Source organism: Myxococcus stipitatus DSM 14675, assembly GCF_000331735.1.
Classification (GTDB): domain Bacteria; phylum Myxococcota; class Myxococcia; order Myxococcales; family Myxococcaceae; genus Myxococcus; species Myxococcus stipitatus.
Genome location: NC_020126.1, coordinates 2,514,591 through 2,537,979 on the forward strand (window position 1 = coordinate 2,514,591; position 23,389 = coordinate 2,537,979).

The following is a 23,389-nucleotide window of genomic DNA, read 5'->3' on the forward strand; positions in this document are numbered from 1 at the left end:
ACTCAGGCCACGGCCGGAAGCGCCTCCACCACGTTGAACGTCACCGCCGGACGCGCACCCGGGAGGCGCTCGTCCAGGTACTCGTTGAGGACATGGCGGGTGCGCAGGGCCTCGTCATCGACGAGCCGCTTGAGCTCCGCCAGGTGCACGAGGCTCTCGAGGACATCGTCCGTCTCCACGCCGAAGTCGATGAAGCAGGCGACCTCGTTGACGCCGCCCTCGATGATGCGGTCCACCATGGGCAGGCATGAGGTGGGCGTGCCAATCAGCGCCCCCGTCCGGTAGTAGCGCTCGAAGGCGAACGAGGCGACGTAGCGCACCCACTTCGGCTCGTTGATGTCCACCTGCAGGTTGAGGCTCTTGGCCATCGTCTGCATGAGGTGGACGTGCGAGGCCAGGTACGACGTCAGGGGCTCGCGGACCTTGTGCAGCACCTCCTGCGTGTCCTTGCCGAGGAACGTGTGCATCATCAACGTGGCCACCCGCTTGGACGGGTCGTGCCCCGCGTTCCTCAGGTGTGTCTGGTAGACGCCCGTCTTCTGGAGCGCGTCCTCGAGCGACTGGCCCAGGAGCGACGTCAGCATGTGATAGCCGTCGCGGCCCGTCTTCTCGAAGAGGTCCAGCCCGCCCGCGCAGGTGACCCAGATGGGCAGCTCCTCCTGGACGGGCCGGGGGAAGACGCGCAGCGTGATGTCGTTGCCCACGCCGTCCTTCGCCGGAATGGACTCACCTCGCCAGAGCCGCTGGACGAGGTCCAGGTTGCGGAACATCACCTCGCGCTTGTTCGCGTAGTTCTCGGGCGCGAAGGCGAAGTCGTTGGGCACCCAGCCGGATGCGATGGAGATGCCGGCGCGCCCCTTGGAGAGGTTGTCGACGATGGACCACTCCTCGGCGACCCGGAACGGGCTCTGGAGCGGCAGCACCACGCTCCCCGCGCGCAGGCCCACGTTCTTCGTCACCGTGGCCAGCGCGGCGTTCAGCACGGCGGGGTTCGGATAGAGCCCTCCATGCTCATGGAAGTGGCGCTCGGGCGACCACACCGCGGAGAAGCCGTTCTGGTCCGCGAACTTCCCCGCCTCCAGGTAGAGGCGATAGCGCTCCGAGCCGCCTCCGTCATCGGCGAAGAAGAAGAGGCTGAAGTCGAGCTTCTTCCCCGCGCCTGGACGGGGCGCGGGAACGACATGACTCACGAGCCCCTGGGGGCCTTGCGTCACGGTGACCTGGCGCACGGCGGGGTGCCGCGCCAGCAACGCCTGGAGCTCCCGAGGGCCGAGCTCTCTCGAAGAGGACGCGGTGACGCGCGGCGGCTCCTCCGTCGATTGCAGGAGCGCGGAGAGGTCCTGCTCGGGCTGCGTCGTCATGCCGACCAACAGGCCGTGGAGCTGACCGGTGAGGTGGATGATGGCCAGGGACTCGAAGCGGCGCGTGTCGTAGGTGAGCCGCAGCGACACGCGTGCGGCGGACACCACGCCGACGGTGAGCGGATGCGCGGGCGCGGAGAGCGGAACGGCGGGGGGCTGGAAGCCCAGTCCGCGCGCGAGCGGCACCAGCACGTCGTCCTCGGCGAGCTCCTCGGTGGAGACGACGCTCTGGAAGAGCGGTGCGCCCTCCGGGACGCCGAGCCACTGCCGGACCTGCGCCGAGGAGACGCCATCGGCGGACTGCCAGGCGCTCAGGTCGGCGTGCAGGCCTCGCAGCCAGCGCAGCAGGTTGCCCTCGGAGGGGACGGAGATGCGTCGGGGGAGCGTGTTCGCCAGTCCCCCCACCATCACCTCGCTCCACGGTGTCCCCGCGGGGCGGCCCGGCGAGTACACGCCGAAGCGCGTGTCCGCGTGGCCCGTCTGGAGGCGCAGCAACACCGCCCAGGCCGCCTGGACCAGCGTGCCGAGGCCCACCTTGTTCTTGCGAAGGAAGGTCTGCACGGTCTCGCTCTCCGAGGTGGAGAGGACGAGCTGCTGCGTGAGCCAGTCCGAGGCGCCAGGGAGCTCCTGCGTCCCCGCGCGCTCGGAGAGCATCGACGGCGGCAGGCCGTGGAGGGCCTCCCGGAAGCGCACCTCCGCCTCGCGCGAATCCTGCTGCTCCAGCCAGGCGACGTACTTGCGGAAGGGCTGGCCCGGCTCGAGTCCCGCCTCGGACTTCTCTCGCGTGGCCTTGTAGAGCTGGAAGAGCTCCTTGACGCAGATGCGCGCCGAGGCCCGGTCCAGCACGAGGGGGCTGTAGCCGAAGACGCACGTCCCCATGGCCTGCGAGGTGCGGAAGAGCGTCAGCCCGGCGAGGGGCGCGGCGATGAGGTTCAGGCCCCGCTCGCGCTGCGTCGCCAGGTGCTGCTCGATGCGCGCGGTCTGCTCCGCCTCCGGGAGCCCCGTGAGGTCGTGTCGCTCCACGGTGGGGTCGACCTGGGCGCGGACCACCTGCATGGGCTCCGGGAGGCCTTGGGTGAAGAGGGCGGTGCGCAGCGCGGTATGACGGCGCACCAGCTCCTTCAGCGCGCCCTCCAGGGCCGCTTCATCCAGCTCGCCGCGGAAGCTCCATTGGAGATGTTCGACACGGGGCTCGGGCGACGACGAGGGCCGCGCGAGGAGCTCCCGTTGGAGAGGGGACAACTTGTAGACATCCTCGACGTTCTTCATGGGTTCGATGTCCTCCCGGACAAGAGATGGGATTCGGGATGAGCCGGCCCCAGGACGGACTGGAGCAGGGCGGCGAGCACCTGGACGTGTGGCTCGGTGAGCAACGTGTGGTGGTCGCCTGGAATGGGGTGGAGCCGGAGCGGCTGGAGCGCGAGCTCGGCCCAGCCACCGGAAGGGTCCGAGGGGGGAACTCGCGGCCCCTTCAGCGGGCGGAAGAGGGAGATGGGGCCTGGGTAGTCCCGGGGCGGGTGGTACTGGAACATCGCGCGCAGATGGGCCTGGATGACGGTGCTCACGACGGTGAGCTCTCGCTGCCCCATGCCTGGGGGGAGGACTCCCGCGTCGCTGGCGCGCTGGTGCAGCAGCGCCAGTCGCGCGGGCGTGGCGAGGGGCTCCAGCTCCGTCGCGGAGAGGGACAGGGGCTTGCCCGCCATGCGTCCGAACTCGGAGGCGAGTGAGGCCAGGACCTCGACCTCGCTCCGAGGGGGCTGGGGGACGGACGGCGGAGTCAGGGCGGGAATCCAGCTGTCGAAGAGGAAGAGGTGGGCCACGCGCTCGCCGGCGTGGGTGAGCTGGCGGGCCATCTCGAAGGCGATGACGCCGCCCATGGACCAGCCTCCCAGCAGGTAGGGACCCTGGGGGTGACGCTCGCGCAGCAACTCGACGTAGGTGGCCGCGATGCGAGGGATGCTGTCGAGAGGCTCGCGTTTGCCGTCGAGTCCCGGTGCCTCGAAGGCGTGGAGCGGTTGGTCCCCTCCGAGTGCTCTGGAGAGCGGCAAGTAGCAGAGCGAGTTGCCCCCGATGGGATGGACCAGGAAGAGCGGCGGACGCGCGCCCCGGGGCTGAAGGGGGACGAGCGTGGAGGCGGGTGTTGCTTCCGCGCCATCCAGGAAGGCCGCGATGCGCTCGACGCTGGAGTGGGTGTGCAGCATCGCGAGCGGCAGCCTCCGTCCCAGTCGACGCTCGAGCTCGGCCATGAGGCGCACCGCGAGCAGGGAGTGGCCTCCCAATGCGAAGAAGTCGTCGTGGCGGCCGACGCTCGGCACCCTCAGGACGTCGGCGAAGAGGGTGGCGAGCTTCTCCTCCGTCGAGCCTGGTTCGACGAGGACCGTGCGGGGCGGGGCGGTGGTGGCCTCGGGCGCGGGCAGGGCTTCGCGATGGACCTTGCCGTTGGGCGTGAGGGGGAAGGCCTCCAGCACCACGAAGGCCGAGGGCACCATGTACTCGGGCAGCTTCTCCCGGAGCGCACCGCGCAGGGAGGCGGGCGCGAGGGCTGCCCCTGTCGTGGGGACGAGATAGGCCACGAGGCGCTTGTCTCCGGGCACGTCCTCGCGGACCACGACGAGGGCCTGCTGGATGGAGGCGTCCTGCTGGAGGATGGCTTCGATCTCTCCTGGCTCGATGCGGTAGCCCCGCAGCTTGAGCTGGAAGTCGGTGCGGCCCAGGTACTCGAGGTGCCCTTCGGGCAGCCAACGGACCTGGTCTCCCGTGCGGTAGAGCCGCGCTCCAGGCTCCTGGCTGAACGGGTCCGGTACGTAGCGCTCGGCGGTCCGCGCGGGCTGCCCGAGATAGCCTCGCGTGACCCCTTCGCCGCCGACATACAGCTCTCCCGGAAGCCCGATGGGAACGGGGCGTCGCAGGTCATCCAACACGTAGACCCGCGTGTTGGAGATGGGGCGGCCGATGGGGAGGGAGGCCCCCTCTGTCGGTGGCTGGGTGACTTCATGGGTGCAGCACCCCACGACTGTCTCGGTGGGGCCGTACTCGTTGATGAGGCGTGTGCCGGGCGCGAAGGTCTTCCAGAACTGGACCTGCCGAGGCCACAGGGCTTCTCCGCCGATGACGAAGGCGCGCGTCTTCCCCTCGGCTTCGGCGGCGGGGAGGAGATGCGAGAGCAGCTCCAGGTGCGCGGGCGTGAGCTTGAGCAGACTGAGCCCACGCTCCGTCTGGAGCGCCGCGGCGAGTGGCTCTCCGCCCTCTCCCTCGGCGACGAGCGTCACCGTCTTCCCCGTGAGCCACGGGGTGAAGAGCGACGTGACGGTGAGGTCGAAGCTCAGGGGCGAGTGGACGAGCGTCCCCGCGCCTTCGTCCGCCGCATAGGCTCTTTCGCTCCACGCGAGGTAGTTGACGACGCCCCGGTGCGGAACCATGACGCCCTTGGGCCGCCCGGTGGAGCCCGACGTGAACAGGACATACGCGAGGTTGTCCGCGTGGACCTGCCCCTCCGGCGCGGAGCGCTCCTGGGCCTGGAGGAGGTCCTCGACCTCATCGAGACACACCGCGCGGGCCTCCGCCGGGAGCCCCGGTCGCGCGGTCGTGTGCGTGAGGACGAGCGGGCCGCCGCAGTCGTGCAGCTGCTTTCCCAGTCGCTCCGGAGGCGAGGTGACGTCGAGCGGGACATAGGCGCCTCCTGCCTTGAGGATGCCGAGCAGCGCGGCGAGCAGCTCGAGCGAGCGAGGGAGGTAGAGGCCCACCAGGACCTCGGGCCCCACGCCCCTGGCGCGCAGGAAGTGGGCGACTTGATTGGCGCGGGCCTCCAGCTCCGCGTAGGTCCGTTGGTGCGCTCCCATCCTCGCGGCGATGGCGTGGGGCGTGCGTGCGACCTGCGCCTCGAAGAGCTGGTGGACGCAGGCTTCCTGGGGCAGGGCGGTGCGGGTGTCGTTCCATTCGATGAGTAGCCGCCCCCGCTCGGCGGCGTCGAGGATGCCGACATCCTGGAGCCGCGCGTCGGGCGTCTCCGCGATGGAGTGGAGCAAGGTCCGCAAGTGCCCCAGCATCCGCTCGATGGCCTCTGCTGCCAGGCGGCCCTCCTGATAGTTGATTTGAAGCGTGAGCACGGCCTCGGGCAGCACCACGAGGCTGATGGGGTACCCCGTGCGTCCCTCGGTCCTCGCGAAGCCATCCACCCGGGAGCGGCCGTTCACACTCGCGACGCCCTCGGGGGTGGGGAAGTTCTCGTAGATGATGATGCTCTCGAACAGGGGCCTTCCTCGTGGCACCTGGCTCCAGCCGTGGACGTCGACGAGCGACGTGAAGTCGTGGCTGCGCGCGGCGAACTGCTCCGACTGGAGCTGCTTGAGCCAGGGGATGAGAGGGGCTTCCGGTGGCACTCGCACGCGGGTCGCCACCGTGTTGATGAAGGTGCCGAGCATCGCCTCCACCCCCGGCAGCGACGGGGGACGGCCAGACGTCACCATTCCGAAGGCGACATCCGCGAGGCCACTGTAGTGGCTCAGCAGCAGGGCCCAGGCCCCCTGCACCAGCGTGCTCAGGGTGAGCTGGTGCTTGCGCGAGAGCACCGCGAGCTGTGCACTCAGCTCCGCGGAGAGACGCAGGGACCGGACACCGTAGCGCTCCTTCGTGCTCGCGGGCCTCTGGGCTCGCTCGATACCGAGGACGTTGGGCGTCGTGAAGCCCTGGAGCGCTTGTCTCCAGAAGTGCTCCGCTCGAGGCAGGTCCTGGCGGTCCAGCCAGGCGATGTAGTCCCGGAAGGGCCTCGCGGGCTCAAGCCCGGCGTCCTCTCCTCGGCGGCAGGCGTCGTAGAGCCGCAGGACTTCCTGGAGGCACAGGGGCGCCGACCAGCCATCCATCAACAGGTGGTGATAGCTCAGGGCACACAGGTGCCGCTCGGGCGTGAGCTTGACGGCGTAGAGGCGCAGCAGCGGCGCCGCCGCGAGGACGAAGCCCTGGCGGCGGTCGGCTTCGAGCACCTCCTCGAAGCGAGGCTGCCAATCCGCCTCCGGTGTTCCTTGCCAGTCGTGCAGCGCCCAGGGGAGCCGGACCTTCCGGCGCACGGCTTGAACCGGCTCGGGCAGACCCTCCCAGAAGAAGGCGGAGCGCAGCGCGCTGTGGCGCTCCGCCACGAGCTCCCAGGCTCGCTGGAGCAGCTCGATTTGGAACTCGCCGTGCCACGTCCAGTAGATCTGTTCCACATACGTCCCCGTCTCCGGGGCCCGAAGCGTGTGGAACAGAATCCCCTGCTGCATCGGCGAGAGGCGGTAGACGTCCTCGACGTTCTTCACACCAGCTCCCAAGGGCCTAACCGGTCAGCGCGACATCGCCCGTTTCGAGCAGTCCGCGGAGCAGCTCTCCGAGACGCGCGACGTGTGGCTCGGTGAGCAGGGAGTAGTGGTCGCCTGGCAGGGTGAACAGGCGCGGCGGTGACAGGGTCGCGGCGGCCCATCCTCCCGTCGGGTCCGAGGCCGGGGCCGTGAGCCCCTGCTCGGGACGGACGAGGGCGACCGTCCCCGCGTAATCGCGCGGCGGGGTGTACTGGAGGAGCGCGTGCCCGTGGGCGCGGAACACCTTGAAGAGGGCCTCCAGCTCGCGCGTCCCCATGTCCCGCGGAATCGCGCCCGTGCTCCTGGCTCGTTCAGCCACCAGGTCGAGGCGCGCTTCGTGGCTCATGGGCGACAGCTCCTCCGCCGAGATGGGGAAGGGCTTGCCGAGGATTCGCCCGAGGTCCATCGCGAGCGAGGCCAGCAACGAGGCGTCATCGGTCGCGGAGATGACGGGGACAGGCGCGAGGGCGGGCACCCAACTGTCGATGAGGAAGAGCTGGGCGACACGCTCTCCAGCGCGGGTGAGCTGCCGCGCCATCTCGAAGGCGACGACTCCGCCCATCGACCAGCCTCCCAGCAGATACGGGCCCTGGGGCTGAACACGGCGCATCGCCTCGATGTATGCGGCGGCCATGTCGGGGATGGCGCTGAAGGGCTCTCGTGAGCCGTCGAGTCCCGGTGCCTGGAACGCGTAGACGGGTTGCTCTTCTCCGAGCACGCGAGTCAGCCGTCCGTAGCTCAGGGGGCTTCCTCCGATGGCGTGGACCAGGAAGAGGGGCCGACGCGAGCCCTTCGGCTGGAGCGGAACAAGCGGTGAGGAAGAAGGCGCTCCCCGCTCACTCACCCGGGCGGCGAGTTGCTCGATGGTGGGGTGGGTGAAGAGGGTCGAGATGGGCAGCTTCTGGCCCGTGCGGCGCTCGATCTCCCCCATGAGCCGGACCGCGAGGAGCGAGTGCCCGCCGAGGGAGAAGAAGTCGTCGAGAGCGCCGACGCGGGGGACACGAAGCAGCTCGGAGAAGAGCGCGGCGAGGGTTGCTTCAGTGGGGTTACGGGGCGCGACGAAACCCAACGAGGAGAGGGAGGAGGCGTCGGGCGGGGGGAGTGCCTTGCGGTCAATCTTGCCGTTGGGATTGAGGGGCAGGGAGGGCAGGAGGACGAAGGCGGAGGGGACCATGTACTCGGGCAACGAGTCCTTGAGGAAGGAGCGAAGGACGGAAGCGTCGAGAGAGGAGCCCGGGCGAGCAGAGAGGTAGGCGACGAGGCGCTTGTCACCAGGGACATCCTCGCGAGCGAGGAGGACGGCCTGGTGGACGGAGGGGTGAAGGTGGAGGAGGGCCTCGATTTCACCGAGCTCGATGCGGAAGCCGCGGAGCTTCACCTGGAAGTCGATGCGGCCGAGGTACTCGAGGTGGCCGTTGGGGAGCCAGCGGACGCGGTCTCCGGTGCGGTACATGCGAGCGCCGGGAGAGGAGGAGAAGGGGTTGGGGATGAAGCGCTCAGCGGAGAGGTCAGGGCGAGAGAGGTAGCCGCGAGCGAGGCCGGAGCCAGCGAGGAAGAGCTCACCAGGGACGCCGATGGGGAGAGGCTGGAGGAGGGAGTCGAGGACGAAGGCCTGGGAGCCGGAGAGAGGCAGGCCGATGGTGGGCTCGGAGGAGGAGTCAGGGGAGACGAGGGAGAAGGTGGAGTAGGTGGTGTCCTCTGTGGGCCCGTAGAGGTTGAAGAGGCTCCGGACGGAGGAGTGCTGGAAGAGAGCGCGAGCGAGAGCGCCCGGGAGGGGCTCACCGGCGAGGTTGATGGTGGAGATGGAGGAAGGAAGTCCGCCGGAGCGGACGAGCTCTGCGGCGGCGGAGGGGACGGTGTTGAGGAGGGTGACTTCGTCGCGGCCCGGGAGAGAGGGAAGGGCGAGAGCGTTGTCGGCGAGGAAGACGGTGGCGCCGCAGGAGAGAGGAGCGAAGAGCTCGAAGACGGAGAGGTCGAAGGTGACAGAGGTGGCGGCGAGGGTGCCTGCGAGCTGGAGAGGAGAGAAGACGCTCAGGGCCCAGCGGAGGAAGGAGACGGAGTTGCGGTGCTCGAGGCAGACGCCCTTGGGCCTGCCGGTGGAGCCGGAGGTGTAGAGGACGTAGGCGAGGTTGGAGGGGAGGGAAGAGGAAGGAGGAGGCGCACCGGCGGGGAGGGAGGAGAAGAGGTGAGCCTCGGAGTCGAGGCAGAGGGTGGGGACGGGAGAAGAAGAGAGGAGCGACTGCTGAGTGAGGAGGAGGTGGGCCTGGGAGTCAGCGAGGACGAAGGCGCGCCTGTCAGCGGGGTGGTTGGGGTCGAGAGGGACGTAGGCGCCGTCGGCCTTGAGGATGGAGAGGAGGGCGATGACGAGGTCAGCGGAGCGCTCGAGGCAGACAGCGACGCGGACGTCGGGGCCGACGCCACGAGAGCGCAGAGCGAGTGCGAGCTGGTTGGAGCGTGAGTCGAGCTGACGGTAGGAGAGGCGAGAGGTGCCGACGACGAGGGCGGTGGCGTCGGGAGTGCGAGCGGCCTGGGCCTGGAAGAGGTGGTGGACGCAGGCGTCGTCGGGGAAGGCCGTGGAGGTATTCCACTCGACGAGGACCTGGTCTCGCTCGTGCGGCGTGAGCAGGTCGAGCGACGCGAGCGGCAGGTGGGGGCGAGCGAGCGCGTGGGTGAGCAGTGAGCGCAGATGCCCCGTCATGCGCTCGATGGTGGAGCTGTCGAACAGGTCGGTGTTGAACTCGAACACGCCTTCGAAGCACCCCTGTTTCTCGCCGAGTGCCAGGGTGAGGTCGAACTTCGCGGTGGTGTTGGTCGGCTCCACGGGGCGCAGCTCGAGCCCCTCGAGCGCCAACTCGGAGACGGGTGCGTTCTGAAGCGAGAACATCACCTGGAAGAACGGATTGCGACTGAGGTCGCGCTGGGGCTGGAGCGCTTCGACGAGCTTCTCGAAGGGCACATCCTGGTGTTCGTAGGCACCGAGGGTGGTGGCCCGTACCTGGGCCAGCAGCTCGCGGAAGGAGGTGCTGCTCTCCACGCGAGCGCGCAGGACGAGGGTGTTGACGAAGAAGCCGATGAGGCCCTCGGTCTCCGCGCTGGTGCGGCCCGCGATGGGCGAGCCGACGCAGACATCATCCTGCCCGGAGTATCGGGAGAGCAGCGCCTGGAAGCCCGCGAGCAGGACCATGAAGGGCGTGCTGCCGGTCTGCTGTGCGAGGGCCTTGATGGACGTGGAGAGGTCCTGCGGGAGCTGGACGGGGAGGGTGGCGCCTCGGGAGGACTGGATGGGAGGGCGCGGCCTGTCGGTCGCGAGCTCGAGGACGGGGGGCGCGGTGAGCTGCGTCCGCCAGTAGTTCAGTTGGCTCTCGAGCGCGGCGCCCTGGAGCCAGTCGCGCTGCCAGGCCGCGAAGTCCGCGTACTGGACAGGCAGGTCCGGCAGCGCGAGCGCGTGGCCTGAGCGGAACGACTCGTAGAGTGCGCCGGTCTCGCGCACGAGGACACCCATGGACCAGCCATCGGAGACGATGTGGTGCATGGTCAGCAGCAACACGTGCTCGGTCTCGGCCAGACGCAGCAGGCTGGTGCGCAGCAGCGGTCCCGTCGACAGGTTGAAGGGACGTTGCGCTTCCTGCCGCGCATGTTCGCGGGCCGCGTCTTCACGCTCGGGGCTCGTGAGCGCGGAGAGGTCCACGACGGGAAGCGTCCAGTCGATGGACGCGTGGATGCGTTGGAGGGGCTGCTCATCACTCAGGACGAAGGTGGTCCGCAGCGTCTCGTGACGGGCGACGAGTGCTTCAAAGGCTCGACGAAGTGCCTCGGCGTCGAGGTGTCCCTTCAGCCTGAGCTCCACGGGGAGGTTGTACGACGCACTTCCTGGCGAGAGCTGATCAAGGAACCACAGACGCTGCTGGGCAAAGGACAGCGGCAGTGCATCGCCTTGTGACGGAGTCTCTCGCGGCAGCGCCTTCAGCGGCGGCCTGGAAGAGAGGATGGCGCCGCGAGCGGCGGCCTGGATGCGTTCGGCGAGGAGCGCGACGGATGGGGACTCGAAGAGCGCGCGCAGGGGCAGCTCCACACCGAACGCGGAGCGGATGCGGAAGAGCGCCTGAGTGGCCAGCAGCGAGTGCCCGCCGAGAGAGAAGAAGTCGTCGAGAGCGCCGACGCGGGGGACACGAAGCAGCTCGGAGAAGAGCGCGGCGAGGGTTGCTTCAGTGGGGTTACGGGGCGCGATGAAGCCCGACGAGGAGAGGGAGGAGGCGTCGGGAGGAGGGAGTGCCTTGCGGTCAATCTTGCCGTTGGGATTGAGGGGCAGAGAGGGCAGGAGGACGAAGGCGGAGGGGACCATGTACTCGGGCAACGAGTCCTTGAGGAAAGAGCGAAGGACGGAAGCGTCGAGAGAGGAGTCCGGGCGAGGAGAGAGGTAGGCGACGAGGCGCTTGTCACCAGGGACATCCTCGCGAGCGAGGAGGACGGCCTGGTGGACGGAGGGGTGAAGGTGGAGGAGGGCCTCGATTTCACCGAGCTCGATGCGGAAGCCGCGGAGCTTCACCTGGAAGTCGATGCGGCCGAGGTACTCGAGGTGGCCGTTGGGGAGCCAGCGGACACGGTCTCCGGTGCGGTACATGCGAGCGCCGGGAGAGGAGGAGAAGGGGTTGGGGATGAAGCGCTCAGCGGAGAGGTCAGGGCGAGAGAGGTAGCCGCGAGCGAGGCCGGAGCCAGCGAGGAAGAGCTCACCGGGGACGCCGATGGGGAGAGGCTGGAGGAGGGAGTCGAGGACGAAGGCCTGGGAGCCGGAGAGAGGCAGGCCGATGGTGGGCTCGGAGGAGGAGTCAGGGGAGACGAGGGAGAAGGTGGAGTAGGTGGTGTCCTCTGTGGGCCCGTAGAGGTTGAAGAGGCTCCGGACGGAGGAGTGCTGGAAGAGAGCGCGAGCGAGAGCGCCCGGGAGAGGCTCACCGGCGAGGTTGATGGTGGAGATGGAGGAAGGAAGTCCGCCGGAGCGGACGAGTTCGGCGGCGGCGGAGGGGACGGTGTTGAGGAGGGTGACTTCGTCGCGAGCGGGGAGAGAGGGGAGGGCGAGGGCGTTGTCGGCGAGGAAGACGGTGGCGCCGCAGGAGAGGGGAGCGAAGAGCTCGAAGACGGAGAGGTCGAAGGTGACAGAGGTGGCGGCGAGGGTGCCTGCGAGCTGGAGAGGAGAGAAGACGCTCAGGGCCCAGCGGAGGAAGGAGACGGAGTTGCGGTGCTCGAGGCAGACGCCCTTGGGCCTGCCGGTGGAGCCGGAGGTGTAGAGGACGTAGGCGAGGTTGGAGGGGAGGGAAGAGGAGGGAGGAGGCTCAGCGGCGGGGAGGGAGGAGAAGAGGTGAGCCTCGGAGTCGAGGCAGAGGGTGGGGACGGGAGAAGAAGAGAGGAGCGACTGCTGAGTGAGGAGGAGGTGGGCCTGGGAGTCAGCGAGGACGAAGGCGCGCCTGTCAGCGGGGTGGTTGGGGTCGAGAGGGACGTAGGCGCCGTCGGCCTTGAGGATGGAGAGGAGGGCGATGACGAGGTCAGCGGAGCGCTCGAGGCAGACAGCGACGCGGACGTCGGGGCCGACGCCACGAGAGCGCAGAGCGAGTGCGAGCTGGTTGGAGCGTGAGTCGAGCTGACGGTAGGAGAGGCGAGAGGTGCCGACGACGAGAGCGGTGGCGTCGGGAGTACGAGCGGCCTGGGCCTGGAAGAGGTGGTGGACGCAGGCGTCGTCGGGGAAGGCCGTGGAGGTATTCCACTCGACGAGGAGCTGGTGTCGCTCTCGAGGCGTGAGCAGCTCGAGAGAAGAGAGGGGGAGGTCCGGGCGAGCGAGTGCGTGGGTGAGCAGCGAGAGCAGGTGCCCCACCATGCGCTCGACGGTCGAGGCGTCGAACAGGTCGGTGTTGTATTCGAGACCGCCTGTGAACCCGCGCGGCCCTTCAGCCAGGGAGAGCAGCAGCTCGAACTTGGCGGAGGTGCTGTCCGTCTCCACGGGCTGGAGCGAGAGCCCCGGCAGCGTGAACGCCTGAACGGGCTCGTTCTGGAGCGAGAACATCACCTGGAAGAACGGATTGCGACTGAGGTCTCGCTGGGGCTGGAGCGCTTCGACGAGCTTCTCGAAGGGGACATCCTGGTGCTCGTAGGCACCGAGGGTGGTGGACCGTACCTGGGCCAGCAGCTCGCGGAAGGAGGTGTTGCTCTCCACGCGAGCGCGCAGGACGAGGGTGTTGACGAAGAAGCCGATGAGGCCCTCGGTCTCCGCGCTGGTGCGGCCCGCGATGGGCGAGCCGACGCAAACATCATCCTGCCCGGAGTACCGGGAGAGCAGCGCCTGGAAGCCCGCGAGCAGGACCATGAAGGGCGTGGCACCGGACTGCTGGGCGAGGGCTTTGACGGACGCGGAGAGTTCCTGGGGAACGCGGACCGGGAGGGTCGCGCCTCGGAAGGTCTGCACGGGCGGACGAGGCCTGTCGGTCGCGAGCTCGAGGACCGGGGGCGCGGCGAGCTGGGTGCGCCAGTAGTCGAGCTGCTGGTCGAGCGCGGCGCCCTGGAGCCAGTCGCGCTGCCAGGAAGCGAAGTCCGCGTACTGAACCGTCAGCTGGGGCAGCGCGAGCGGCGTGCCCGAGTGGAAGGTCTCATAGAGCGCGGCCGTGTCGCGCACGAGGATGCCCATGGACCAACCATCGGAGACGATGTGGTGCATGGTCACGAGCAGCACATGCTCCTGCTCGGACAGCCGGAGCAGGCTGGTGCGCAGCAGAGGCCCCGCGACCAGGTCGAAGGGCTGTCGCGCTTCCTGGTGCGCATGCTCGCGCACCGCGGGCCCTCGCTCGGAGTCCGCGAGCTTCGAGAGGTCGATGACGGGAAGCGTCCAGCCGACGGGCGCGTGGACTTGCTGGCGCGGCTGCTCGTCGTTCAGGACGAAGGTGGTGCGCAGCGTCTCGTGCCGTGCGACGAGTGCTTCAAAGGCACGGCGAAGTGCCTCGACGTCGATCCGTCCTTCCAGTCGGAGCGCGACGGGGAGGTTGTAGGACGCACTGCCGGGGTCCATCTGTTCGAGGAACCACAGCCGCTGTTGGGCGAAGGACAGGGGCAGTGCGCCGTCTCGCGGCAGGGCCTTCAGTGGAGGCTTGGACGCGCGGGAGGTGTCTCGAGCGATGGCCTCGATGTGTCCGGCGAGCCGTGCGACGGAGGACGACTCGAAGAGCGCACGCAGCGGCAGCTCCACTCCGAGAGACGAGCGGATGCGGAACAGCGCCTGGGTCGCGAGGAGTGAGTGTCCGCCGAGCGAGAAGAAGTCGTCGTGGATGCCGACGCGAGGGACTCGCAGCAGCTCGGAGAAGAGGGCGGCGAGTGTGACTTCCGTGGGGTTGCGGGGCGCAACGAAGTCCGCGGAGGCGTGAAGCGTGGCGTCGGGAGGCGGGAGCGCCTTGCGGTCCACCTTGCCGCTGGAGTTGAGGGGGAACGCCTCCAGCGTGACGAAGGCCGACGGCACCATGTACTCAGGCAGCTTGTCCTCGAGGAGGGCGCGAAGGACGGCGGCATCGAGCGAGGCACCCGGACGCGGCGAGACGTAGGCGACGAGACGCTTGTCGCCGGGGACGTCCTCGCGAGCGAGGACCACGGCCTGTTGGACGGAGGCGTCCTGGAGGAGGAGCGCTTCGATTTCACCCAGCTCGATGCGGAAGCCACGCACCTTGACCTGGAAGTCGACGCGGCCGAGGTAGTCGAGCTGTCCATCCGGCAACCACCGCGCCTTGTCTCCCGTGCGGTACATGCGCGCGCCGGCAGTGGCACTGAAGGGGTCGGAGAGGAAGCGCTCGGCGGTGAGCTCGGGGCGGCCGAGGTAGCCGCGAGCGAGCCCCGCACCCGCGATGAAGAGCTCCCCGGGGACGCCGATGGGCACGGGCTTCAGGTTCGCGTCCAGGACATAGGCCCGGGCGTTGGGGAGCGGCCGTCCGATGGTGGGGGACTTCGGGGACAGGTGGACGGCGCAGGCGGTGGAGTCCACGGTGCATTCCGTGGGGCCATAGACGTTGAAGAAGCGCGTCCGAGGGCTGCGCGCCAAGGCGGCCCAGGTGGCTTCGTCGATGGCCTCGCCACCCACCAGGACGGCACGCAACGGGCTCTGCTCCGAGAGCCCCGCTTCGAGCAGGAGGCGGAGGATGGAGGGCGTGCAGTCGAGGACATCCAGCCGCTCACGCGCGATGAACGCGAGCATGGCGCTGACGTCGGCGCGGACCTGCTCCGGGAACAGAATCAGCGCGTGGCCGGACAGCAGTTGGACGAGCTGCTGGACGGAGGCGTCGAAGGAGAGCGGCGCGTTGACGCTCACCCGCAGGGCGCCCCGGACGTCCGCGTAGACGGTGCGCTCGAGCGACGCCCAGAAGTGGACCACGGAGCGGTGTTGAACGGCGACACCCTTGGGCCTGCCGGTGGAGCCGGAGGTGTAGATGACGTAGGCGAGGTTGTCGGACCCGACGCTGGAAGCGGGCGTGTGACGCGGCTGCCGTGACAGCGTCTCCGCCTCCCCGTCCAACGCGACGACTCGCGCGGAGTGCGCGGGGAGGGAGGACAGGAGGCCCTGTTGGGAGACGAGGACCTGGACGCCGGAGTCCGCGAGCATGAAGCCGATGCGCTCGCGGGGATGGCTCGGGTCGAGGGGGACGTAGGCGCCGCCGGCCTTGAGGATGGCGAGCAGCGAGACGATGAGCTGCGTGGAGCGGGGCAGGAACAGCCCGACGCGAACCTCGGGCCCGACGCCGAGCGAGCGCAGATGCCAGGCGAGCTGATTGGCCTGCTCATCGAGCTGACGGAAGGAGAGGGCGTGGCCGTCGAACTGGAGCGCGAGCGCGTCCGGAGTGCGCCGGGCCTGTGCGGCGAAGAGGTGGTGGATGCAGTCGTGCTCGGGTGAGTGCGCCTGGGCCGCGTTCCACTCGACGAGGACCTGGTTGCGCTCCGACGGGGAGAGCATCTCCAGGGCGTGCAGGGGCACGTCCGGATGGGCGTGGACCTGTGAGAGGAGCGTGAGCAGGTGCTCGCTCAGGCGGCGCACGGTGGCGGCGTCGAACAAGTCGGTGCTGAACTCGAAGACGCCTTGGAAGCACCCCTGCTTCTCGGCGAGCGCCAGGCTGAGGTCGAACTTGGTGCTGGCGCTGTTCGTCTCCACCGGACGGAAGGAGAGCCCTGGCAGGGACAGCTCCTGAACTGGGGCGTTCTGGAGCGAGAACATCACCTGGAAGAACGGGCCCCGGCTGAGGTCGCGTCGCGGCTGGAGTGCCTCGACGAGCTTCTCGAAGGGCACGTGCTGGTGTTCGTAGGCCTCGAGCGTGGAGGTGCGGACCTGGGCCAGCAGCTCACGGAAGGAGGCTCGAGCGTCCACGTTCGCGCGAAGCACGAGCGTGTTGACGAAGAAGCCGATGAGGCCCTCGGTCTCCGCGCGGGTGCGGCCCGCGATGGGCGTGCCGACGCAGAGGTCGTCCTGCCCGGAGTAGCGAGCGAGCAGCGTCTGGAACGCGGCCAGCAGGAGCATGAAGGGGGTGGCGCCTTCCCGCTGCGCCAGGCCCTTGAGCGCGGAGGACAGCTCCGGAGAGAGGCTCACGGGGAGCTGCGCGCCCCGGAACGACTGGACGGCGGGACGCGGCCTGTCGGTGGGCAGCTCCAGCGCGGGAGGTGCCCCCGCCAGCTTCTGGCGCCAGTAATCCAGTTGCCTGTCGAGCGCGCTCCCTTGGAGCCAGGTGCGCTGCCACGTGGCGAAGTCGGCGTACTGGATGGGCAGCGCCGGGAGCACGGACGGCTGGCCGGAGGCGAACCCGGCGTACAGCGCCGCGACCTCCCGGACGAGCACTCCCGCGGACCAACCATCGGAGACGATGTGGTGCAGCGTCACGAGCAGGACATGCTCGGCGTCCTCCAACCGCAACAGGGTGGTTCGCAGCAGGGGACCGGTGGCCAGGGAGAAGGGCCGGGCGGCTTCCCGCATCGCGAGCGTGTGGACGTGCGCCTCCCGCTCGCTTGAAGGCAGGGCGCGGAGGTCCATCTGGGGCAGCTCCCAGCCCGTGGGCGGACGGATGAGCTGGACCGGTTGCCCCTGGTGGGACGCGAAGGTGGTGCGCAGGGACTCGTGACGCGTGACGAGCGACTCGAAGGCCCGTCGCAGGGCCTCGGCATCCAGCGCGCCGCTCAGACGCAGGGCGCTGGGCAGGTTGTAGGACGCGCTGCCTGGCTCCATCTCGTCGAGGAACCACAGCCGCTGCTGGGCGAAGGAGAGCGGGAGGGCTTCGCCCCGTGGGACGGGCAGCAGGGGCGGGGCGTCGGGGTGTGCGGCCTGGGGCAGTCGCTCCGCGAGCGCCGCGACGGTCGGGGCCTCGAAGAGCGCGCGCAGGGGCAGCTCCACGCGGAGGTTCGCCCGCACGCGGGAGACGAGCTGGGTGGCCAGCAGGGAGTGCCCACCCAGGGCGAAGAAGCTGTCGTGGACGCCCACGCGCTCCACGCGCAGCACCTGCGCGAAGATATCGGCGAGGGCCTGCTCGGCGGCGTTGCGCGGAGCGACGAAGGGGGCATCGGAGAGGCCCGAGGACTCCGGAGCGGGCAGCGCCTTGCGGTCCACCTTGCCGCTGGGGTTGAGCGGCAACGCCTCCAGCACGACGAAGGCCGACGGCACCATGAACTCGGGCAGGTGTCGCAGGAGGGCGCGGCGCAGCTCACCGACCTCGGGTGTCGCGCCTTCCCGCGCGGTCAGGTACGCGACCAGGCGCTGCTGTCCAGGGGCGTCCTCCCGCACCACGACCACGGCGTTGCGGACTCCCGGGGACTCGCGGAGCGCGGCCTCGATTTCACCCAGCTCGATGCGGAAGCCGCGCAGCTTGACCTGGAAGTCGATGCGGCCCAGGTAGTCCAGCTGACCGTCGTCCCTCCAGGCCACCTTGTCGCCGGTGCGGTACATGCGCGCGCCGGGCGTGGTGCTGAAGGGGTCGCAGAGGAACTTCTCCGCGCTCAGCTCGGGCCGGCCCAGGTAGCCGCGGGCCACGCCCGAGCCGCCGATGTAGAGCTCTCCAGGCACGCCCACGGGCACCGGCCGCAGGTGCCCGTCCAGCACATAGGTCTGAACGTTGGGGAGCGGCCGTCCGATGGTGGGGGCCTGGGGTGACAGGTGAACGGCGCAGACCGTCGTGTCGACGGTGCACTCGGTCGGGCCGTAGACGTTGAAGAAGCGCGTGCGTGGGCTGCGCGCCAGCGTGGTCCAGGTGGCCGCGTCCACGGCCTCGCCGCCCACCAGCACGTTCCTCAACTGGCCCTGCTCCACCAGCCCCTGCTCGAGCAGGAGCCGCAGGAGGGACGGCGTGCAGTCGAGCACGTCCAACCGCTCGCGAGCGATGAACTCCCGCATCGCCCCCACGTCGGCGCGCACGTCCTCCGGGACCAAGACCAGGGCGTGGCCCGACAACACCTGGACGAGCTGCTTGACGGAGCCATCGAAGGAGAGCGGCGCGTTGACGCTCACGCGCAGCGGGACGGAGGTGTCCGCGTAGACGGTGCGCGCGAGCACGGTCCACAGGTGCACCACGGAGCGATGTTGGACGGCCACGCCCTTGGGCCTGCCCGTGGAGCCGGAGGTGTAGATGACGTAGGCCAGGTTGCCCGGCGTCGCGCCGGACGGCGGCGCGTGAGTGGGATGCCGCGACAGCGTGGCGGCCTCCGTGTCCACCGCGACGGTGCGCGCCGAGTGCGTGGGCAAGGTGGACAGCAGGCCCTGCTGGGTGACGAGCACCTGGATTCCGGCGTCGTCGAGCATGAAGGCCAGGCGCTCGCGAGGGTAGGTCGGGTCCAGCGGGACGTAGGCGCCGCCGGCCTTGAGGATGGCCAGCAGCGAGACGATGAGCTGGGGCGTCCGCGGCAGGCACAGGCCGACGCGCACCTCGGGCCCGACGCCCATCGCGCGCAGGTGCCACGCGAGCTGGTTGGCCTGCTCATCGAGCTGGCGGAAGGACAGCGTGTGCCCGTCGGCGCGGAGGGCCGTCGCCTCCGGGGTGCGCTGGGCCTGCTCGGCGAAGAGTGAGTGGAGGCAGGTGTCGGGGAAGGCCGCCTGGGCCGTGTTCCACCCCGCCGTCACCTGCTGATGCTCCAGGGTGGGGAGCAGCTGGGCGTGTTGGTACGGGCCCCGAGGATTCGAGGCCAGTGCCTCCAGCGCACGCAGGTAGTACTGCCCCACGACTCCGGTCCGCCCAGCCTCCTCCGAGGTGCCGGTGCTGGCGACCTTGAGCTGAAGCTCCGAGGTCTCCGGGTCCACGGAGAACGTCGCACCCAGCGGCAGCTCCATCCACGCGGCGAAGCGCACCTCTTCCAACAGGCGCATCCCCTCCATCCGCGACACGCCGCCCGCGACGTGGAAGTGGACGAAGTTGAAGAGGACGCGGAATAGCCGCTGGCCGCCGAACAGCTGCTTCAGCTTGCCCATGGAGTAGCGGCGGTGCGGCACCATCTCCTGCTCGCGCCGGCCCACCTCCCGCACCAGCTCCAGCCACGTCCCTCCGTCCAGCGTCAGCGGGAACGGCATGCTGTTGAGGAACAGGCCCAGCATCCGCTCTCCGTCCCGCACCTCGGGGCGGCCGTTGGAGACGATGCCCGTCACCACCGAGGGGCTGCCCTCGAGGAGGCTGCAGACGCGCAGGTGCACGGCGAGGAGGACGGTCTTGAGCTGGACTCCGGCCTCGCTGGCGACCTGCCGGAGCGCCTGGTGCACGGACTCCGGGATGCGGAACTGGTGCTGGTGGAACACGGGGGGGGCCCCCTGTGCCCTGGGCGCGCGGGCCGCGGGCAACTCCACCCCTGTCAGCCGCTCCTTCCAGTAGCGCTCGCTGTCAGCGGAGGCGAGCGTCTGCTGCTCCAGCGCGACGAACTCCCGGTAGTCCACGGCGAGCGGGGCGGGAGCGGGGGCCTGGCTGTCCTTCATGAGGGCCAGGTACCGCTGGAACATCTCCGCGAACATCGTCGCCAGGCTCCAGCCGTCGAGGATGGCGTGGTGGAAGACGACCGTGAACTGGAGCGTCGTGTCGGTGCGCCGATGCAGCGTCACCAGCATCAGCGGTGCGCGGCCCCAGTCGAAGGGCTGGCGCCGGATGCGCTCCGCCTGGTCTCTGAGGAACGCGTCCTGCGCGGCGCCGGAGAGATGCCGGAGGTCCTCGATGGACAGCGGCAGCGCCGCGTCGCGGTGGACCAGTTGGAGCGGCTCGTCGTAGCTGCTCAGGTCGAACGACGTCCTCAGGATGGAGTGCCGCGCGGCCAGCTCGCGCAACACCTGGCGCAGCTTCGGCTCGTCCAGCGGCACCTCCAGGTGCAGGCTGAACATGTCCTGGTACACGCCCGCGCCGCTGTCGAGCGCGCTCTCGAAGAGCATGCCCGTCTGGAGGGCGGCCAGCGGATAGGCGTCCTCCACGTCCGAGGGCAGCTTCGCGCGGTCTCCCTCGGAGATGAGGCTGAAGGGGGGAACCGTCGAGGGCGGTGGGGTGGCGCTCTGGGGGGCGCCCTGGACCTTCTCGCCCAGCTCGCGAATGGTGGGGTGCAGCAGCAGGTCCCCCATGGGCAGGTTCACGCCGCGCTCGCGCAGCTTCGCCACCACCTGGATGCCGCGGATGGAGTCTCCGCCCAGGTCGAAGAAGCTGTCGTCGATGCCGATGGTCTCCACGCCCAGCACCTCGGCCCAGACGTCGGCCAGGGCCTGCTCGGTGGGGCCGCGCGGGGCCTCGAAGTGCGCGCCCGTCTCCGGCCGCTCGTTGCCCGGCGGGGGCAGCGCCTTGCGGTCCACCTTGCCGTTGGCGGTCAGCGGGAAGGACTCCAGCATGACGAACGCCGACGGCAGCATGTACTCGGGCAGCTTCTGGTGCAGCCAGGCGCGGACCGCCTGCGCCTCCAGCGTCTGGTCCGGAGCGGGCACGAGGTAGGCCACCAGTCGCTTGTCGCCGGGCGAGTCCTCGCGGGCGAGCACCACGGCCTCCTGGATGCCGGGGCCTTGCTGGAGCACGGCCTCGATCTCTCCCAGCTCGATGCGGAAGCCGCGCACCTTCACCTGGAAGTCGCGGCGCCCCATGAACTCGACAGTGCCGTCCTCACGCCAGCGCACGCGGTCGCCCGTGCGGTAGAGGCGCCCTCCCCGCGTGGCGCTGAAGGGGTGGGGGATGAAGCGCTCCGCGGTGAGCTCGGGCCGGTGCAGGTAGCCGTGCGCCAGGCCATCGCCGCCGATGAACAGCTCCCCCGGGACACCGACGGGCACGGGCTGGAGCCGCTCATCCAGCACGAACACCTGCGTGTTGGCGATGGGCCGGCCGATGGGCACGGAGCTGCCCAGCTCGGTGCCGGGGGTGACGGGGTGGCAGCAGGTGAAGGTGGTGCTCTCGGTGGGGCCGTAGCCGTTGACCAGGCTTGCGCCGCGCGACAGGTGCTCCCGGACACGCACCAGCGGCAGCACGTCGCCGCCCGCGAGGAGCTGCGACACCCGCGCGATGGCGTGAGGCTGGTGCAGCGCCATCTGCTCGAAGAGCGCCGCCGTCAGCCACAGCGTGGTGATGCCCTCGCGCACCAGCGCGTCGCCCAGCTCCTGGAGCGAGGGACTTCCGGGCGGGAAGATGACGAGGCGGGCGCCATGCAGCAGCGGGCCCCACAGCTCCAGCGTGGACGCGTCGAACGAGATGGGCGCCAGTTGCAGGAAGACCTGCGCGGCGTCGAAGCGGATGAAGGTGCTGCCGAGCACCAGGCGGCTGATGCCCCGGTGGGGAATGGACACGCCCTTGGGCCGGCCGGTCGAGCCGGACGTGAACATGATGTACGCCAGCGAGTCGCCTCCCGCGTCCGAAGGCACCGGTGTGGTGGGCTTCGAGGCAACCTGAGACCAGTCCGAGTCCAGGCAGAAGAGGAAGGTGCCTTGCACGGGCAGCTCGTCGGCCAGCTTCTCCTGGGTGAGGAGGATGGAGACCGCGGCCTCCTCGAGGATGAGGTGGATGCGCTCCGGAGGATAGGAGGCGTCCACGGGCACGTAGGTGCCGCCGGCCTTGAGGATGCCGAGGATTCCGACGACCAGCTCCAGCGAGCGCTCCAGGCTCAAGCCCACGCGCGCGCCATGGCGCACGCCGAGCGAGCGCAGGTGCCAGGCGAGCTGGTTGGAGCGCTCATCGAGCTGACGGTACGTGAGCTGCTCGCCCTGGAACTGGAGGGCCACGGCGTCGGGCGTGCGCGCGGCCTGGGCCTCGAAGAGCTGGGAGACGGTGGCGTCGCGCGGGTAGTCCACGCGGGTGTCGTTCCACGCCTCCAGGACTTGATGGCGCTCCTCCGCGCTCAAGAGCGACACGTCCTCGAGGTGCTGCTCGAGGTCGGCGGAGAACGCGCGAAGGATGTTGCTCAGGTGGCCGAGGATGCGGTCGATGGTGGCGGGTTCGAAGCGGCTGACCGAGTAGTTGACCAGCAGCTCCAGCTCCGTGTCCGGATAGACGAGGAGGCTCAGCGGCAGGCCCGTGGGCTCGTTCGTCCGCGCGAAGTCCTCCACGCGCAGCCGGGGCCCCAGGGCGGACGCCATGCCGCGCCGGGGGAGGTTCTGGAGAACGACGATGCTCTGGAGCAGCGGCTGGCCGCGAGGAATCTCACTCCAGCCCTGCACATCCACGAGCGAGATGTGCTCGAAGCGGCGCGCCTCCAGCTGCTCCGACTGGAGCTGCTTGAGCCACGGCAGGAGCCGCTCGCCCTGGGGCAGCTTCACTCGCGCCACCAGGGTGTTGATGAACGTGCCCATCATCGTGTCGACGCCGGGCAGGTTCGGCGGACGGCCCGACACCACCGTCCCGAAGGCGACGTCGCGCTGGCCGCTGTAGTGGCTCAAGAGCAGCGCCCATGCACCCTGGATGAGCGTGCTGAGCGTGAGCTGGTGCTGACGTGTATAGGACGCGAGCCTCTCCGTCACGGAGGAGGAGAGCCGCAGCGTCCGCGTCTCGTAGGTTTCTTCGCTGCTCGAGGTGCGGCTCGGCGCACGCTCCACGCCGAGCTGCGTGGGCGTGTCGAAGCCTCGGAGCGCCTCGCGCCACAGCCGCTCGGCCTCCGACTTGTCCTGCTTGCCCAGCCACGCGACGTACTCGCGATAGTGACGCGCGGGCTCCAGCTCCGCCTGTTCGCCGCGCGTGAGGGCGTCGTAGCAGAGGAAGATCTCCCGGAGGCAGACGGGCAACGACCAGCCATCCAGGACCAGGTGGTGGTACGTGACGATGCACCGGTGTTGGTCCGGCGCGACGCGCACCATCGTCAGGCGCATGAGCGGCGCCGCCGACAGGGTGAAGCCGCGGCGCCGGTCCGTCTCCAGCAGCGCGTTGAACCGCTTCGGCTGCTCCTCGGCGGGAGTGTCCCGCCAGTCCTGATGCTCCAGCGCGACGGTGACCTTGCGCCGCACGGCCTGGAGCGGCTCGGGCAGCTTCTCCCAGAAGAACGCCGTCCTCAGGGAGCCGTGCCGCTCCACCACCTGGCCCCACGCCTTCTGAAGCGCATCCATGTCGATGTCGCCGTGCCAGGTCCAGTAGACCTGTTCGACGTAGGCCCCGGTTCCGGCTGCCTCCAGCGTGTGGAAGAGAATCCCCTGCTGCATGGGGGTCAGCCGGTAGACATCGTCGACGTTCTTCATGGTGCTCGTTCAGAAGAAAAGGGGCGTGGGGGTGGAGCAAGGTCAGC

3 protein-coding genes are annotated in these 23,389 nt (G+C 69.6%); all 3 read right to left on the minus strand.

Annotated elements, in window-relative coordinates:
- Positions 1-2: 2 nt before the first annotated feature.
- Genes MYSTI_RS40620 through MYSTI_RS10125 form a run of 3 tightly spaced genes read right to left on the minus strand, consistent with a single transcriptional unit; the run spans position 3 to position 23,342 of the window.
- Positions 3-2,630 (minus strand): MupA/Atu3671 family FMN-dependent luciferase-like monooxygenase, encoded by a 2,628-nt coding sequence (locus MYSTI_RS40620; protein ID WP_015347649.1) that lies wholly within the window; start codon positions 2,628-2,630, stop codon positions 3-5.
- Positions 2,627-6,652, minus strand: a complete 4,026-nt coding sequence (locus tag MYSTI_RS10120; RefSeq protein WP_015347650.1) for a non-ribosomal peptide synthetase — start codon at positions 6,650-6,652, stop codon at positions 2,627-2,629. The genes MYSTI_RS40620 and MYSTI_RS10120 overlap by 4 nt, the downstream gene beginning before the upstream one ends.
- Positions 6,653-6,668: 16 nt before the next feature.
- Entirely contained in the window at positions 6,669-23,342 is a 16,674-nt protein-coding gene (locus tag MYSTI_RS10125) for a non-ribosomal peptide synthase/polyketide synthase (RefSeq protein ID WP_015347651.1), read from the minus strand.
- Between the last annotated feature and the right edge of the window lie 47 nt (positions 23,343-23,389).

Coding starts and splice junctions, on each gene's coding strand:
- MYSTI_RS40620 (WP_015347649.1), bottom strand. CDS start 2,630: ATGAAGAACGTCGAGGATGTCTACAAGTTGTCCCCTCTCCAACGGGAG.
- MYSTI_RS10125 (WP_015347651.1), bottom strand. CDS start 23,342: ATGAAGAACGTCGACGATGTCTACCGGCTGACCCCCATGCAGCAGGGG.